This window comes from Amycolatopsis plumensis, from assembly GCF_042652605.1.
GTDB lineage: Bacteria > Actinomycetota > Actinomycetes > Mycobacteriales > Pseudonocardiaceae > Amycolatopsis > Amycolatopsis plumensis.
In genome coordinates, this window is sequence record NZ_JBHSJY010000001.1 from 5,612,781 (window position 1) to 5,627,813 (window position 15,033).

General features: G+C 72.2%; 15 protein-coding genes. 10 read left to right on the top strand and 5 right to left on the bottom strand.

The features are described from left to right. Positions 1-65 precede the first annotated feature (65 nt). A complete protein-coding gene (locus ACFPLC_RS27480; protein ID WP_378202834.1) occupies positions 66-1,604 on the bottom strand; it encodes an FAD-dependent monooxygenase in 1,539 nt (512 codons plus the stop codon). A gap of 94 nt (positions 1,605-1,698) precedes the next feature. Here ACFPLC_RS27480 and ACFPLC_RS27485 point away from each other — a divergent pair, with 94 nt between their 5' ends. Both ACFPLC_RS27485 and ACFPLC_RS27490 read left to right on the top strand, forming a co-directional pair. Beyond that, complete coding sequence (locus ACFPLC_RS27485) at positions 1,699-2,394, top strand: TetR/AcrR family transcriptional regulator C-terminal domain-containing protein (RefSeq protein ID WP_378202832.1); 696 nt, start codon at positions 1,699-1,701, stop codon at positions 2,392-2,394. A gap of 66 nt (positions 2,395-2,460) precedes the next feature. Next, on the top strand, positions 2,461-3,201 hold the full coding sequence (locus ACFPLC_RS27490; RefSeq protein WP_378202829.1) for a ferritin-like domain-containing protein: 741 nt from the start codon (positions 2,461-2,463) through the stop codon (positions 3,199-3,201). Here ACFPLC_RS27490 and ACFPLC_RS27495 read toward each other — a convergent pair. Beyond that, positions 3,198-3,743, bottom strand: a complete 546-nt coding sequence (locus ACFPLC_RS27495; protein ID WP_378202826.1) for a TetR/AcrR family transcriptional regulator — start codon at positions 3,741-3,743, stop codon at positions 3,198-3,200. The two genes, ACFPLC_RS27490 and ACFPLC_RS27495, sit on opposite strands and share 4 nt — an antisense overlap. A gap of 76 nt (positions 3,744-3,819) precedes the next feature. On the opposite strand from ACFPLC_RS27495, the gene ACFPLC_RS27500 reads away from it, so the two are divergent. Both ACFPLC_RS27500 and ACFPLC_RS27505 read left to right on the top strand, forming a co-directional pair. Continuing rightward, positions 3,820-4,431, top strand: coding sequence for an FMN-dependent NADH-azoreductase (locus ACFPLC_RS27500; RefSeq protein WP_378202823.1), 612 nt, complete (start codon positions 3,820-3,822; stop codon positions 4,429-4,431). Further along, positions 4,431-4,745 carry a DMT family transporter gene (locus ACFPLC_RS27505; protein WP_378202820.1) on the top strand — a complete coding sequence of 105 codons (315 nt, stop codon included), beginning with the start codon at positions 4,431-4,433 and terminating at the stop codon, positions 4,743-4,745. The genes ACFPLC_RS27500 and ACFPLC_RS27505 overlap by 1 nt, the downstream gene beginning before the upstream one ends. Here ACFPLC_RS27505 and ACFPLC_RS27510 read toward each other — a convergent pair. Continuing rightward, positions 4,735-6,747 carry a prolyl oligopeptidase family serine peptidase gene (locus ACFPLC_RS27510; RefSeq protein ID WP_378202817.1) on the bottom strand — a complete coding sequence of 671 codons (2,013 nt, stop codon included), beginning with the start codon at positions 6,745-6,747 and terminating at the stop codon, positions 4,735-4,737. The genes ACFPLC_RS27505 and ACFPLC_RS27510 overlap by 11 nt on opposite strands. Positions 6,748-6,860: 113 nt before the next feature. Here ACFPLC_RS27510 and ACFPLC_RS27515 point away from each other — a divergent pair, with 113 nt between their 5' ends. After that, entirely contained in the window at positions 6,861-7,838 is a 978-nt protein-coding gene (locus ACFPLC_RS27515; RefSeq protein ID WP_378202814.1) for a neutral zinc metallopeptidase, read from the top strand. Here ACFPLC_RS27515 and ACFPLC_RS27520 read toward each other — a convergent pair. Beyond that, a complete protein-coding gene (locus ACFPLC_RS27520) occupies positions 7,831-8,403 on the bottom strand; it encodes a TIGR03086 family metal-binding protein (RefSeq protein WP_378202811.1) in 573 nt (190 codons plus the stop codon). The two genes, ACFPLC_RS27515 and ACFPLC_RS27520, sit on opposite strands and share 8 nt — an antisense overlap. A gap of 82 nt (positions 8,404-8,485) precedes the next feature. On the opposite strand from ACFPLC_RS27520, the gene pdxR reads away from it, so the two are divergent. From pdxR to ACFPLC_RS27535, 3 genes are all read left to right on the top strand, one after another. Beyond that, positions 8,486-9,898 carry a MocR-like pyridoxine biosynthesis transcription factor PdxR gene (gene pdxR, locus ACFPLC_RS27525; RefSeq protein ID WP_378202808.1) on the top strand — a complete coding sequence of 471 codons (1,413 nt, stop codon included), beginning with the start codon at positions 8,486-8,488 and terminating at the stop codon, positions 9,896-9,898. After that, on the top strand, positions 9,895-10,341 hold the full coding sequence (locus ACFPLC_RS27530) for a hypothetical protein (protein ID WP_378202805.1): 447 nt from the start codon (positions 9,895-9,897) through the stop codon (positions 10,339-10,341). The genes pdxR and ACFPLC_RS27530 overlap by 4 nt, the downstream gene beginning before the upstream one ends. A gap of 102 nt (positions 10,342-10,443) precedes the next feature. Then, a complete protein-coding gene (locus tag ACFPLC_RS27535; RefSeq protein ID WP_191314982.1) occupies positions 10,444-10,875 on the top strand; it encodes a CBS domain-containing protein in 432 nt (143 codons plus the stop codon). Positions 10,876-10,915: 40 nt separating this feature from the next. Here the strand turns inward: ACFPLC_RS27535 and ACFPLC_RS27540 are convergent, their stop codons facing one another. After that, complete coding sequence (locus ACFPLC_RS27540) at positions 10,916-12,472, bottom strand: mucoidy inhibitor MuiA family protein (protein ID WP_378202802.1); 1,557 nt, start codon at positions 12,470-12,472, stop codon at positions 10,916-10,918. Positions 12,473-12,556: 84 nt separating this feature from the next. Between ACFPLC_RS27540 and ACFPLC_RS27545 the strand changes: the two genes are divergently transcribed. Continuing rightward, positions 12,557-14,353 carry a Xaa-Pro dipeptidyl-peptidase gene (locus ACFPLC_RS27545; protein ID WP_378202799.1) on the top strand — a complete coding sequence of 599 codons (1,797 nt, stop codon included), beginning with the start codon at positions 12,557-12,559 and terminating at the stop codon, positions 14,351-14,353. Then, positions 14,353-15,018 carry a YdcF family protein gene (locus tag ACFPLC_RS27550; RefSeq protein ID WP_378202796.1) on the top strand — a complete coding sequence of 222 codons (666 nt, stop codon included), beginning with the start codon at positions 14,353-14,355 and terminating at the stop codon, positions 15,016-15,018. The genes ACFPLC_RS27545 and ACFPLC_RS27550 overlap by 1 nt, the downstream gene beginning before the upstream one ends. The last annotated feature ends 15 nt before the right edge of the window (positions 15,019-15,033 follow it).

Consider the following 15,033-nt stretch of genomic DNA (forward strand, 5'->3'; position numbering starts at 1 on the left):
GGCCGGGGTGTCGGTGAGCCGCTGCATGGTGGACCTGGTGCCCGCCGAGCCGGACTGGCTGCTGATCAGCGGGCCAGGATCCGCGCCACGACACCGCCGAGGTCGCCGGACGGCTCGGTGCTCCGCCAGGCGACGAAGTGGTCCGGGCGCACCAGGACGGCGCCGCCCTCGGCGATCCCGGTGGTGCGAAGCCAGGTCTCGTCCTCGACGACGTGGGCGTCGACGTCGAGCCCCCGCGCCGCCTCGAGCCAGGCCCGGCCTGACGGGCCGGTGAGCAGCGTGAGCCGCCGACCGACCAGGTCCAAAGTGGACATGTCGTCGCCCAGCCACGCGTGCGGCACGCGGGAGCCGGGTGTCCCGTCCAGGACGACGTCTTCCGTGGACGGCAGTGCGGTCTGCGCCCCGAGCACCGCCGCCGAGGCGTAGCGGAAGCCGAGGTGGACGATCGGGGCGTTGACCACGCCCGCCGCGGCGCGAGCGGCGGCCGCCGCCGGCCCCTGTTCCCAGTGCAAGCGGGGATCCTCGAGCCGCAGCAACGCCTGTTCGAGCGCGAGTGCCGCCACCGGACGGCGTTCGGCTTCGTAGGTGTCCAGCAGCGCCGGGCCGGCCGAGCCGTCGAGGACCGCGGCCAGCTTCCACGCCAGGTTGTGCGCGTCGGCGATGCCGGTGTTCGCGCCGAACGCGCCGAGCGGCGGCACCGCGTGCGCCGCGTCCCCGGCCAGGAACACGCGGCCGGCGCGGAACCGGTCGGCCAGCAGCCCGCGCACCCGCCACGGCAGTGCGCTCAGTACCTCCACCGCCAGGTCCGGGTCGCCGACGGCGGCGCGGATCAGCGCGCGGCAGCGGTCCGGTGAGAACGCCTCCGCCGGCTCGTCGCCCAGTTCGGTGTGGAAGATCCAGTCCTTTTCGCCGTCGACGGTCACCAGCATCCCGGGTGACTCGGGCGTGGTGATCGTGCAGTTCGCGAAGTGGTGGCCCTTCGTGTACCGCGTGAGGTCGGCGCGGAAGAGGATGTTGAGCAGGGGCTGTCCGAGTGCGCCCGGCCCGGTCGTGCCGATGCCGAGTGCGGCGCGCACCTCGCTGCGGCCACCGTCGGCCGCGACCAGGTAGCTCGCGCGCACGGTTTGCCGGCCGTCCGGCCCGTCGAGGACCGCGGTGACGCCGGAGTCGTCCTGCTGCGCCGAGACGAGCGTGGTCGAGTACGCGACCGTGGCCCCGCGCTCCCGCGCCGCGCTCAGCAGGACCGCGTCGAGCCGGTCCTGCGGGCAGGTGCCGCGCAGCACGCCCGGGCTGAGCTCGCTCGCCGTGAGGTTCGGGGTGTTCGGCACGGCGGGCGGGGTGTCCGGCAGGTCCGCCGTCGCCAGGGTCGGCGCGGAGATCTTGCCGAGCGTGGCGGACGCCCGGACGGCGACCGCTTCGACGTCGCCGTGGATCCCGGCCTGGCGGAAGAACTCCATGGTGCGGAAGCCGAGGCCGGTGGCCCGCGGGTGCGGGGACGGGCCGGCCGCGCGTTCCACGACGAGGGCCGGGACGCCGTGGCCGGCGAGGAAGAGGGCGGTGGACAGGCCGACGGTGCCCCCGCCGGCGATGAGGACCGGAATCATGCTGAAACCCCCAGTTGTGGCTACGGTGTACTCGCTACGGATACACCGTAGCCAGTCGGGTACGATGTTCGCAACGGACGACGGGAGAACGACGATGGCCGACGAGCGGGCGCTGGTGTGGGCCAAGGAACGGCGCAGCCCGCGGCGCCAGGCTCCGGGGGTCGAGCAGATCGTGCGGTCGGCGATCGCGATCGCCGACGCCGAAGGCCTCCCCGCGGTCTCGATGCGCCGGGTGGCGACGGACCTCGGTTCGGGCACGGCGTCGCTCTACCGCTACGTGGCGAGTCGCGACGAGCTGCTGGACCTGATGATCGACGAGGTGAAGGGCGCCGAGCACACCGAAATCACCGGCGACTGGCGAGCGGACCTGGCGAGCGTCGCCCACCAGGTCCGGCTGACGCTGCTGCGGCACCCCTGGCTGAGCGGCGAGCTCCCGGGCCGTCCGGCACTGGGAACGAACTCGCTGCGTCGCCACGAAGCCGCGCTGGCCGCAGCGGCCGGGCTGACCGCCGACATCACCTTGGCGGCGGGAGTGGTGGACACGGTGCTGGCGTACGTCTTCGGCACGGTCGCGCAGGAACTGGCGGAGCTGCAGGCCCAGCGCCGCTCCGGCCTGACGAAGGAGCAGTGGCAGGCGAGCGTGGGGCCGTACATCCGCGACGTCATCGCGAGCGGCCAGTACCCGCAGTTCACGCGCCGGGTGGTCGAGGGCGAAGAGTGGAGCGCGGAGCGGGTGTTCGAGTTCGGCCTGAACTGCGTCCTGGACGGTGTCGCGGCCCGGATCGGCTGAAGCAATCACCGAATCTCCACGAAAGCCACCCATCCGGTCCACAAGCACGCGGCATCATCGAACCCGATGACGTACGCACACTGGCTCCACGACTTCGAAACCGAGGCCGAACGCCGCAGGCAGCGCGAAGATCCGCCGTGGGATCGCGGCGCGAAACTCCACCCCGACGTCGCCAGGAGCATCCAGCGGTTCCAGGTCGGCGAAGCCGGCGACGGCGCCAACCTCATCGCGAAAGCCGCCGGGGACGACACCTACTTCGCCGCCGTCAAGCTCTTCGTCGCCGAGGAACAGAACCATGCCCGGATGCTCGCCGAGCTGCTGGCCGCCGCGAAAGTGCCCACTCTGACGAGCCACTGGTCGGACACCGTGTTCGTGAAGCTGCGGCGGGCGCTCGGGCTGCGGCTGGAACTCATGGTGCTGCTCATCGCCGAGGTCGTCGCGCTGCGGTACTACCGCGCGCTGCGCGACGGCGCCGGTGACCCGCTGGCCGCGCAGGTCGCCGCGCGGATTCTCGCCGACGAGGAGCGGCACGTCCCCTTCCACTGCCACCGGCTCGAACGCGCCTTCCGCACCATGAACAAGCTCCTGAAGGCGGTGCTGTTCGGCGGGTGGCGGGTCCTGCTGCTCGGCGTGGCGATCACCGTCGCCGCGGACCATGGGGCAGCTCTGAGACGGCTCGGGGTCGGGCGGCTCGTCTTCGTCGCCGACGTGCTCACCGCCTTCGAAGCCGCTCTCGCGCGGATCCGCGGCGAGCACCCCAAGCCGCCGTACGTGCCGAAGCGGGCCCGGCCGCGCGGGCTGTTCTAAAGGAGGCCGGCCAGCTGCCGCAGCGTCCGGATGAGCCGCTCGGCCGACACCCCGCGCGACGTCTGGTGCAGGAACAGCTCCGGCGCCAGCGGGGCCAGCAGCACGTCCGCCAGCACCTCCGGGTCCGCCGCCCCCGCGGCCTCCGCCAGCACCCGCACATGGGTCCGCCAGAACCCGTACGCGCCGGTCGTGAACCGCGAATGGCCCACCTCGGCGCCCAGCACCAAATGCGCGTGCCGCGTGAGCAGCCCGACCATCGCCTCGTAGAACGCCGCCAGCCGCTCGGCCGGGGGAGCGCCCGGGCCCAGTGGGGGCTCGCCGCGCAGCAATTCCTCCTGCAACCGGCGCTCGTGCTCGTCCAGCAACGCCACCGCGATCGACGCCCGGTCCGGGTAGCGGCGGTACAGCGTTCCGCGGCCGACGCCGGCCGCGCGGGCGATGTCCTCCATCGTCACCTCCGCCGCGCCGCGGGCGGTGAAGAGCTCCTCGGCCGCCTCGAGGATCTTCGCGCGGTTGCGGGCCGCGTCGGCGCGTTCGGGCATGTCACCAGCCTAGGGAATATCCGGACACCGCGTCCAGTTGCCTCAAGTGGACACCGCGTCCACTTGAGGAGGAATCGTGCCCCACCTGCTGCACCTCGACTCCAGCGCCCGCCGCTCGTCGTTCTCGCGGGAGCTGTCCGCCCGGTACGCCGCCGGCTGGACCGGCACCCGGACCTACCGCGACCTCGCCGCCGACCCCGTTCCGGTGATCGGCGAGGCCTGGACCGAAATCTGCGACGCCCTGCTCCGGAACGGGATCACCGACCCCGCGCACTACGCCGACGTCGTCGAGACGCCGGGGCAGAAGAAGGCCTGGGCGGTCGTCGAGCCACTGCTGGACGAGCTGCTCGAAGCCGACGTCGTCCTGATCGGCACGCCGATGTACAACTTCTCGGTCCCGGCCGCCCTGAAGGCCTGGATCGACCAGGTGACGTTCCCCCGGATGTCCCTGCGCGGCAAGCAGTTCGTCATCGCCGGCGCCCGAGGGGGCACGTACGCGGAAGGAACACCGCGAGCCCCCTTCGACCACCACGAGCGCTACCTGCGGGACTTCATCGCCGGGCACTACGACGTCGACGACGTCCGGTTCGTGCACGCCGAGCTGACCAACGCCCTGGTCGACCCGCACCTCGCCGCGCGCGACGGGGAACGGGAAGCCTCCCGCGAAGCAGCATTGAAGGCGATCTGATGGGCTGGGTGACGCTCGTCCTCGCCGGGCTCGTCGAGATCGCCTGGTCGCAGAGCATCAAGCCGACGGAGAACTTCACCCGGCCGTGGCCGACGCTCCTGTGCTTCGTGCTCGGCGCCGCCGCGGTGTACCTGCTGTCACGCGCGATGGACACCGTCCCGGTGGGCACCGCCTACGCGGTGTTCACCGGGATCGGTGCCGTCGGCGCGATCGTGCTCGGCGTCGTCGTGAGCAAGGACCCGCTGAGCCTCGGCCGGGTGGCCGCGCTGGCCCTGATCGTCGGCGGCGTCGTGCTCGCACGGGTCACGGCATGAGCTGTTCCCACAGGAACTCGAACACCAGCGCCCACTTGAACGCCAGCTGCTCGTTGTCCGCCGCGGCGCCGTGGCCGCCCTCGATGTTCTCGTGATACCGGACGTCGTGCCCCTGCTCACGCATCCGCGCCACCATCTTGCGGGCGTGGGCGGGGTGCACGCGGTCGTCGCGGGTGGACGTCACGAACAGCGACGGCGGGTACTTGCGTCCACTGTGGACGTTCTGGTAGGGCGAGTACTTCGCGATGTACTCCCACTCCGCGGCGTCGTCCGGGTCGCCGTACTCGGCCATCCAGGACGCGCCGGCCAGCAGCAGGTGGTAGCGGCGCATGTCCAGCAGCGGCACCTGGCTGACGATCGCGCCGAACCGCTCCGGGTACCGCGTGAGCATCACGCCCATCAGCAGCCCGCCGTTGCTGCCGCCCTGGATCCCCAGCTGCGACGGCGTCGTGATGCCCCGGGAAACCAGGTCCGCGGCCACCGCGGCGAAGTCCTCGTACACGCGGTGTCGCTCGGCCTTGATGGCCTGGGTGTGCCAGCCGGGCCCGTACTCGCCGCCGCCGCGGATGTTCGCGACGACGTACGTGCCGCCGCGGGCCAGCCAGCCGCGGCCGATCATCCCGCTGTACGACGGCGTCAGCGAGATCTCGAAGCCCCCGTAGCCGGTCAGCAGTGTCGGGCCGCCCTCGGCGCCGGAGGGCCGGACGACGAAGTACGGGATCTTCGTGCCGTCCTCCGACGTCGCGAAGTACTGCGCCACGCTCATGCCCGAAGCGTCGAAGAACGCCGGAGCCTGCTTCAGCACTTCGACGTCTTCACCGACGTGCCCATAGCTCAGCGTCGACGGCTGGAGAAAGCCGCTGGAGTCGATCAGGTACTCGTCGCTGACGTCGGGATCGGTGTCGAAGATGTCCGCGCTGCCGAACTCGGGCCCGCCGGCGAGCGGCTCGTCGGTCCAGCCGTCCGGACCCGGGGTCAGCACCCGCAGTTCGCTCCGGACGTCGCGCAGCGTGCCCAGCAGCAGGTGGTTGCGGGTCCAGGCCCAGTACTCGAGCGAGGTGTGCTCGTCGGGGGTGAACAGCGTCGTGAAGTTCCGGTCGCCGGCCTGGAAGGCGTCGAGGAGGATGGCGATCAGCGAGCCGGCCGCGTGTTCCGTGCCGCCGACCGCCCACGCGGTCCGCGGCCGCACCAGCAGCCATTCGCGGTGCACGGACGCGCTCGCGTCGTCCGGCACATCGATCTTGACCAGTCCGCTCGGCGTCCTAAGGTGCAGTTCCGAGCGGTAGAAGTCGATCGAGCGGCTGACGAAGTCCCGCTCGAAGCCCTCGGTCGGGTCGTGGGACGCGCCGATCGAGACGTCGTCGGGCTTGCCCTCGAAGACCGTGACGGCTTCGGAGAGGGGCGTGCCGCGGCGCCACTCCTTGGCCAGCCGCGGGTACCCCGAGCTGGTCAGCGAGCCGGGGCCGAAGTCCGTTCCGATGTAGACGCGGTCTTCGTCGATCCAGCCGATCCGCGTCTTCGCCTCGGGGACGGTGAAGCCGTCCTCGACGAACTCGTGCGCGTCGAGGTCGAACTCGCGGACCACGGTGGCGTCCGCGCCGCCGCGGGACAGCTCGACCAGGCCGCGCCGGTAGCCCGGCCGCAGCACGGTCGCGCCCTGCCAGACCCAGTTCTCGGCCTCGGCCTCGGCCAGCGCGTCGACGTCGAGCAGCAGCTCCCACTCGGGCTCGGCCTGCCGGTAGGGCTCCAGCGTCGTCCGCCGCCACAGCCCGCGCGGGTGGCTCGCGTCCTGCCAGAAGTTGTAGAGGAACTCGCCGCGGCGGCGCACGTACGGGATCCGGTCGTCGGCGTCGAGCACCTCGCGCAGCTGATCACGCAGTTCGGCGAACCGGGCACCGGCGGTCAGCTCGGCCAGCGTCTCGTCGTTGCGGGCGCGCACCCAGTCCAGCGCGTCGCCGCCGGTCACGTCTTCCAGCCACAGGTAAGGGTCCTCGACACTCATGCCGATAGTCTCGCCTGGTCCGGGGCCCGGTGGCCACCCGGTGGCGTGTTCGTTTCGTGATCCCTGCCTCCCGGGGCATCCGTATGCTGGTGCCACACAGCAGGGGGAGACCGTTGAGCGACGCCGAACCGCCGTGGCCGGGCCCGGCCCGGCCGCCGGAGCCCGCATGGGTGCCGGAGCCGAACCCGTGGGCGCCCAACTGGGCCGCGGCTCCGCCCGTCCCGATCGCGCCGCCGCGCAACCGGCTCTGGGGCGCCGTCACGGGCGTCCTGATCGTCGTGGTCACCGTCTCCCTGATCGCCGCCACCATCCCGCGCCGGGTGGACGGCCAGGCGTTCGCCGCGCAGGGCACCGACGCCGGCCGGGCGTACGGCGACACCGGGAAGCCCCCGAAGGCGGTGCGGGAGCTGGCGCGCAACCCCCTGCTCGGCGACGGCATCAGCCCCGGGGCCGCCACCTGCACCCTGCCCGAGCTCGGCCGGGCGGCCGACCAGCTCAAGGCCTACTACACCGCGCTCGTCACCTGCCTGGAGCAGTCGTGGCGCCCGGCGCTGGAGAAGGCGAACGAGCCGACGCTCACCGCGACCGTTTCGGTGACGCTGCCGGAACACAGCTCGTGCGGCGCGGCGCCGACGGAGAACGAGGCCGTGGCCTACTACTGCGGCGGCGACACGACGATCTACGCCCCGACCGACTGGATGCTGTCGGACGCCGGGCTCAACAAGGCGCGGCACATCGCCACGATCGCCCACGAGTACGGCCACCACGTCCAGCGCGAGAGCGGCATCCTGTCCGCGGCGTCGGACAAGATGACCTCGCCGGACGAGAACAGCACGGCCGACAAGGAGGTCGTGCGCCGGATCGAGCTGCAGGCGAACTGCTTCGGCGCGCTGTTCCTGACGGCCGTCGCCGGTTCCGGCTCGATCAGCCGGTCGCTGGCCAACGCCGCGGTCGCCGACTACGGCCGGGCCAACAACAGCGACACCCACGGCTCGCGCGAGCACCAGCTGTCGTGGGCGAAGGCGGGCTACGACGGCAAGGCGACGAAGGCGTGCGACACCTGGAGCGCCCCGGCCGACGAGGTCAGCTGAGCCACCAGGCGGGGTCGCGGCCGAGCAGGGCGAGGAACCGGTCGAGCGGGCTCGCGTCCGCGGGCACCTCGACGCTGTGGGCGAACGAGCCGTTCTTCTCGCGGCCTTCATCCGGGATCCGCTCGGCGAGCTTCGAGGCGATGTACACGGCCTCGGCGTCCGGCTCGTAGAGCAGGCCGAGCGTGCGGGCCAGGTCCCAGCCGTGCGCGACCGTGTCGACCAGGTGCATGTGCGCGGCGATCGAGCCGGGGAACGTGCCGAAGTGGTTGATGGTGAGCTGCCGCTCGAGCACGGCGTCGCCGGCGAAGGCGTCGAGGAAGTCCTCGACGGAGGCCCGGTATGCCGCGTAGGCGTCGTCGCCGAGGACGCCGGCGTCCCAGTCCGGCGCCGAGCCTTCGCGGGCCGCCGTCGCGAAGGCGTGGTTCTCGCTGACCTGGTGGCGGAGCAGGTCGGCGAGCGTCCAGCCGGCGCACGGGGTGGGACGGGCCAGGTCGGCGGCCGTCACACCGGCGACCATCTTGTCGAGGACGAGCAGGGTGCGGCGGTCGAGTTCGCGGAGATCCATACCCGGCACGTTAGGCGGGGCAGCGGACCACGAACAGTGCCAAATCCGCCGCAACCTTCGTGGGCCAATCTAGACTGTGCCGGTGGAGATCCACATCGACCTGACCGGGACGCGCGGCCACCGCGACGCGATCTACCGGCAGCTCCGCGCGGCGATCCTGGCCGGCCGGATCCGGCCCGGCGAGGCGCTGCCGCCGACCCGTGAGCTCGCGCAGCGGCTGGCGGTCTCCCGGACAACGGTCAGCGCGGCCTACGACCGGCTCACCGCCGAAGGCTTCCTCGCCGGACGCGTCGGCGCAGGCACGTTCGTCACGGCTTCGCCCGCGGAGCGCCCTTCGCCGGTCCCGGACGGCCCCGGCGTGCAGCCCCTGCCGGAGTGGGACGCCGTTCCGCCGCCGCCCGCGCCCTTTGCGCCGGCGCCGGAGTTCGACTTCCGGCCGGGCGTCCCGGACCTCTCGCTGTTCCCCTTCGACACCTGGCGGCGGCTGATCACGCAGCGGCTGCGTGCCGGCCAGGCCGACCTGATGACCTACGGAGATCCGCAGGGCCACCCCGCGCTGCGCGAGGAGATCGCCCGGCACGTCGGCGTTTCGCGGGACGTCCGCGCGAGTGCGGCGCAGGTCGTCGTCACCGCCGGCGCCCAGCAGACGACCGACCTCGTCGCGCGGGTGCTGCTGCGGGAGGGCGACCTCGCCGCCGTCGAGGACCCCGGGTACCCGCCGCCGCGGCTGGTGCTCGCCGCACGCGGCGTCCGGGTCGCGCCGGTGCCGGTGGACGCGTCCGGGATCGTCGTCGAGGCCATCCCGGCGGGGACGCGGCTGGTGTACGTGACGCCGTCGCACCAGTACCCGCTCGGCCTGTCGATGTCGCTGGACCGCCGTCTGGAGCTGCTCGACTGGGCGGAGCGGAACGACGCGGTGCTCGTCGAGGACGACTACGACACCGAGTTCCGCTACACCGGGCGGCCGCTGGAACCGTTGCACAGCTTGGATTCCCGGGGCCGGGTCGTGTACGTCGGCTCGTTTTCGAAGGTGCTCTCGCCGGCGCTGCGGCTGGGGTTCCTCATCGCGCCGCCGTCGCTGGTGCCGGCCCTGGTCAAGGCCCGCTACCTCACCGACTGGCACGCCCCGAACGTCGAGCAGGCGGCGCTGGCGGCGTTCATGGCCGAAGGCGGCTTCGCCCGGCACGTCCGGCGGATGCGGAAGGTCTACCGCGCCCGGCACGAACTGCTGGTCCGGGGGCTGGCTTCGTTCGCGGACGTCCTCACGCCGCTGCCGTCGTCCGCGGGCCTGCACCTCAGCGCGGTCGCGGCGAACGACTGCGGCCCGCTGGTGCGCGCCGCCCGCCGTCGGGGTGTCCGGCTGTACTCGCTGGGGGACTTCGGCGTGGGGGAGCGGCGGCACGGGCTCGTCTTCGGCTACGGTGCGGTCGCGGCCGAGCGGATCGAGCCGGGACTGGCCCGGCTGCGGGCACTGGCGGACGAAGGAGCGGTATGACCGACGACGTGATGGTGGCGATCGACGCCGGTCTGCGGCAGCACATCGGCGGCGACCGCGCCGGCGCGTACGCGACCTTCGCGCAGCTGTGGGAATCGATCGGCGAAGGCGGCGACCCGTTGCACCGCGTCGCGCTGGCGCACCACATGGCCGACGTCTGCGACGACCCGGCCGAGGAGCTCGAGTGGGATCTGCGGGCACTGGCCGCGGCGGATTCGCTGACCGACGCGCGGGCCCAGGAGTACCACTCGTCCCTGGCGGTGCGCGGGTTCTACCCGTCCCTGCACCTCAACCTCGGCGAGGACTACCGCAAGCTCGGCGACCTGCCCGCGGCGCGCGAACAGCTGGCACTGGCCCGCGCCCGCCTGGACGCCCTCGGCGACGACGACTACGCGGCCGGGATCCGACTGGCCCTGGACGGCTTGGCCGAACGGCTCGGCTGAATCGGTTCGAATACCACGAAGACGCCCCGTTTGCCGGACTTTCGCGGGGCGCCGGAGGGCCCTAACCTGTGGTGATCCAGCTCACCGACGGGAAGGATCGCCATGCGGATTGCGGATCTGCTGCGCAAGAAGGGGTCGGCGGTCGCGACGGTCACCCCGGAGACGACGGTGACCACGCTGCTGGCCGGACTGGCCGAACACAACGTCGGTGCGATGGTGGTCGTCGCCCCGGACGGGTCGATCGCGGGAATCGTCTCGGAACGCGACGTCGTGCGGCGCCTGAACGAACACGGCCCGGGCCTCCTCGACGGCCCGGTGTCGGAGATCATGACGAAACTCGTGGCGAGCTGCACCCCGGACGATTCGGTGGACCAGCTGTCGGTCCTGATGACGGAGCGCCGCATCCGCCACGTCCCGGTACTGGCCGACGGGCGGCTGGCCGGGATCGTGTCCATCGGGGACGTCGTGAAGAACCGGATGGAACAGCTGGAGCAGAGCCAGGAACAGCTGCAGGCCTACATTTCCCAGGGCTGAGGTCCCAGCGCCCCAAGGCCGCCTTGGGGCGCTGGGCCGGTTACTCCCGCCAGCCCGACAGTTCCACGCCCTTCGCGACATCCACTCGGTAGGACAGCGTCACGTTCTTGACCTCCCCGGGCGCCAGCGTCAGCTTCCACGTGAACTCGCCCAGCGCCGATGTCTCAACGGGTTCGGGTGACGTGCGAACGTCCTTCACCGTGATCGTGTCGTCCCGCGAAACCGGGGCCTGGTCCAGAACCGTCACCACGGCTTCCCTGGGCCCGTGGTTGCCGACCGAAATCCGGTACTCCGCCTCGCGCCGCTTCTGCCCCGACAGCGTCGCCTTGGACGCCGTCCGCCGGACCAGTTCCCGCTCGATCCGGATCCGGTCATCGACGCCCAATGCCAGTTCGAGCTCTTCCCCCGGCGCCCACGGTTCGAGCACGGTCGTCCCGACGAACTCCGCGTCGTGGAACACCGAAGCCCGGCCGGGGCGCAAAGCGTGCTCCGAGGTGTTCTCCACCGTGGCGCGCAAATACGCTTCCTGCGCCAGAACCGGCGCGGTGACGTACCCCAGCGAAGCGGTCAGTTCCAGCTGCGCCAACGTCGTCCGGTGCCCCTGCGCGCCGGACGGCACCGCCACCGGCCGCGAAGGGCGGTAGGTGACCGCCGTCGTGCCCTGCTCGACTGCGGCCATTTTGTTCTCCATCACCGAAGCCGACGACGCCATGTACTGCCGCCGGACGCCGTCCGGGATCCCGCCGGCCGCTGCGCCGTACGCGGCGGCGGGCGCGGCCGGGACCGGGAGGACGCGGTCCAGGTACCACGGCTGCAGTTCCGGTACCACCACCGACACCGCGGGCCGGGCCGTCGAAAGCGCCAGCTCGCATTCCGGCCAGTCTTCCCCCGTCTGCTGGCTGACCAGCCCGTACGACACCACGGTGACGTCGGTGCCGCGCACCCGGATGTCGTAGCCCGGTTCCCAGGTCGCGTCGGCGACCACATAGGACAGTTCGAGCTCGGCTTCCGCGCCCGGGTCGGCGATCTCCAGCTCGACGATCACCGAGGTGCTGTCCCGGCCGGCCCGGGTGTCGTGCGCTTCGATCCGCCGGTCGAGCGCGGCGAGGTCTTCGCGCAGCCGCGCGATCCGCTCGCTCAATACCCGGCGCGCCTTCAACGCGGAAGCCAGCCGCGCACTCAGCGCGTCCGTCACCTCCGCGACGCGCGAGGGTTCGGCGGTGCCGTTGGCCAGTGCCTTCGCGAAGCTGCTGCCGCTGCGCTTCGCGAGCGAAGTCAGCAGATCCACCTTCATCGTTTCGGCCGCTTCGTCGTCCAGGACGCCGTCGAGCGTGGCCTGATCGGCACGCCGCTGCTCGACGAGCGCATTCAAAGCCGGGTCGGCCGGTTCGGCGTGCCACTCGGTGCGCACGTCGACGCCGGTGATCAGTGCGGGCCCGGTGCCGGTGACGCGCACCGAGCTCGGGTCGAGGCCGACGGGCAGCCCGGCGAACTCCAGGCGCGGCCCGCCGTCGAGCGGCGCGGTGCCGCGGCGGGTGATCCGCGCACGCTGCGGGTAGACGGTCACGGCGGTGATCGGCGCTTCCACGGTCGGCATGCCTCCGACGTTAGTCTCTTGACACCCCCGCGGGCGGAGCGGAAGTGTCTTCAGGCGTCCGCTTCGCCCGGCTTGGGGGTTTGAGTGAAAGCCGCAGTCCTGCTCGCCGCCGTCCTCGCGCTGCCGCTGACCGCGGGCATCGCCGAAGCCGCGCCACCGGCCCCGGTGTTCACCGGCGGCCAGGCGCAACCGGTGTTCGACCCGGCCGACGTCGTCCGCGAAGACGTCTGGGTCACCGCGCCCGTCGACAGCGACCACGACGGCGCCGACGACCTCGTGCACGCCCAGGTCGTGCGCCCGCGCGCGACCCAGCAGGGCCTGAAGGTGCCCGTCGTCTACCAGGCCAGCCCGTACTACGCCGGCGGCAACGACGTCGCCAACCACAACGTCGACGTCGAGCTCTACGCGCCCGGGTACGCCCGCGGCCCGGAAGGCCCGCGCGTCGCCGCGCACGGCGTCGGCCCGGCCACCCCGATCACCTGGCGCTACCAGGACTACTTCACCGCGCGCGGGTTCGCCGTCGTCTACGGCGAATCGCTCGGCACCGGGCTGTCGACCGGCTGCCCGACCACCGGTGACGTCAACGAGACGATCGGCGCCCGCTCGGTCGTCGACTGGCTCAACGGCCGGACGTCGGCGAAGGACGCGAACGGCGCCGCGGCGAAGGCGGACTGGACGACCGGCAAGACCGGCATGATGGGCGTCTCCTACAACGGGACGCTGCCCAACGCCGTCGCGAGCACCGGTGTACAGGGCCTCGAGACGATCGTCCCGATCGCGGCCATCTCCAGCTGGTACGAGTACTACCGCCACGACGGCGCGGTGGTCGCGGCCGGCGGGTTCCAGGGCGAGGACGCCGACGTGCTCGCCGAGTACGTGTACACCCGCGCCGACCGGCAGGTCTGCCGCCCGGTGATCGACGGGCTGACCCGCGACCAGGACCGGGTCACCGGCGACTACACGCCGTTCTGGGACGTCCGGAACTACCGCAACGACGTCGGCGAGGTGCGCGCGTCGGTGCTCGCGGTGCACGGCCTCAACGACTGGAACGTCAAGACCGAGCAGGTCGCGACCTGGTACGAGGCGCTCAAGGCCCGCGGCGTCGAGCACAAGATCTGGCTGCACCAGTCCGGGCACGCGGACCCGTACTCGCTGCGGCGTGACGTCTGGCTGGCGACGCTGAACAAGTGGATGTCGCACTACCTCTACGGCATCGACAACGGCATCCAGAACGAGCCGAAGGCGACGATCCAGCGCGAGGACAAGTCGTGGGTCGACGAAGCCGACTGGCCGGCGCCGGGCACCGCCGACGTCCGCGTGTACCCGTGGCCGGGCGGCCGCTCGAAGGGCACCATCGACACGCGCCACCCCGTGCCGGGCACCGCGGCCGCGGAAACCCTCGCCGACGACTCGTCGAAGACGATCGAGCAGCTGGCCGGTCTCGCGTCCTCCGGCAACCGGCTGCTGTACGCGACTCCGGCGGCGAAGCAGGCCGTACGCCTCTCCGGCACCGCCCGCGCCGACCTGGCGCTGGCCTTCGACCGGCCCGCGGCGAACGTCTCGGCGATCCTGCTCGACCGCGCCCCCGACGGCACGTCCCACGTGATCACCCGCGGCTGGACCGACCCGCAGAACCGCACGTCGCCCGCGCGCACCGAGCCGATCACGCCGGGGCAGACCTACCGCATCGGCGTCGACCTGATGCCGAAGGACTACATCCTGGCGGCCGGGCACCGGCTGGAGTTCCTGCTCGCCTCCAGTGACCACGACTACACGCTGCGGCCTAAGCCGGGCGCGGGGCTCGCGCTCGACCTCACGAGGTCGTCGGTCACGCTCCCGGTCACGGGCGGCAAGCCGGCGCTGCGGGGCGCGTTCGGCTGATGCTGCCGCAGCACCTCCGCGCCGACGTCCGCACGTTGTGGGACTACCACGACCTGCGGCACGCGCCGCGACGGTCGGACGTCGGGATCGGGCTCGGCAGCCGCGATCCCGGCGTGGCCGTCCACGCGGCGGAGCTGTTCCACGCCGGGTGCTTCCCGCTGATCGTCTTCACCGGCGCCAACGCCCCGACGACGGTGGACCGCTTCCCCCGCGGCGAGGCGGTCCACTACCGCGAGATCGCCCTGGACCTGGGGGTGCCCGACGAGGCGATCCTCGTCGAGCCCGAGGCCCGGCACACGGGGGAGAACATCGCGTTCACCCGGCGGCTGCTCGCCGAGCGGGGGATCGCCGTCCGAACCGTGACGCTCGTTTCGCGGCCCTACCAGCAGCGAAGGGCGTACGCGACGGCCAAGCGGCTGTGGCCGGAAGCCGACGTCGTCTGCGCGGCGAAGAGCGTCTCGCTGGAGGACTACGTCGCCGGGAGCGAGGAGGCCGAGCGGGTGATCGGCATGCTCGTCGGCGAAACCCAGCGGATCACCGCCTACGCCGAGCGGGGCCTCACGATCCCGCAGCGGGTGCCGCCCGGCGTCGAGCGGGCGTTCGGCAGGCTGGTCGAGGCGGGGTTCACGCAACGGCTGGTCACTGTCCGCGTCGACGATCACTGAATGTAACGATCGTCG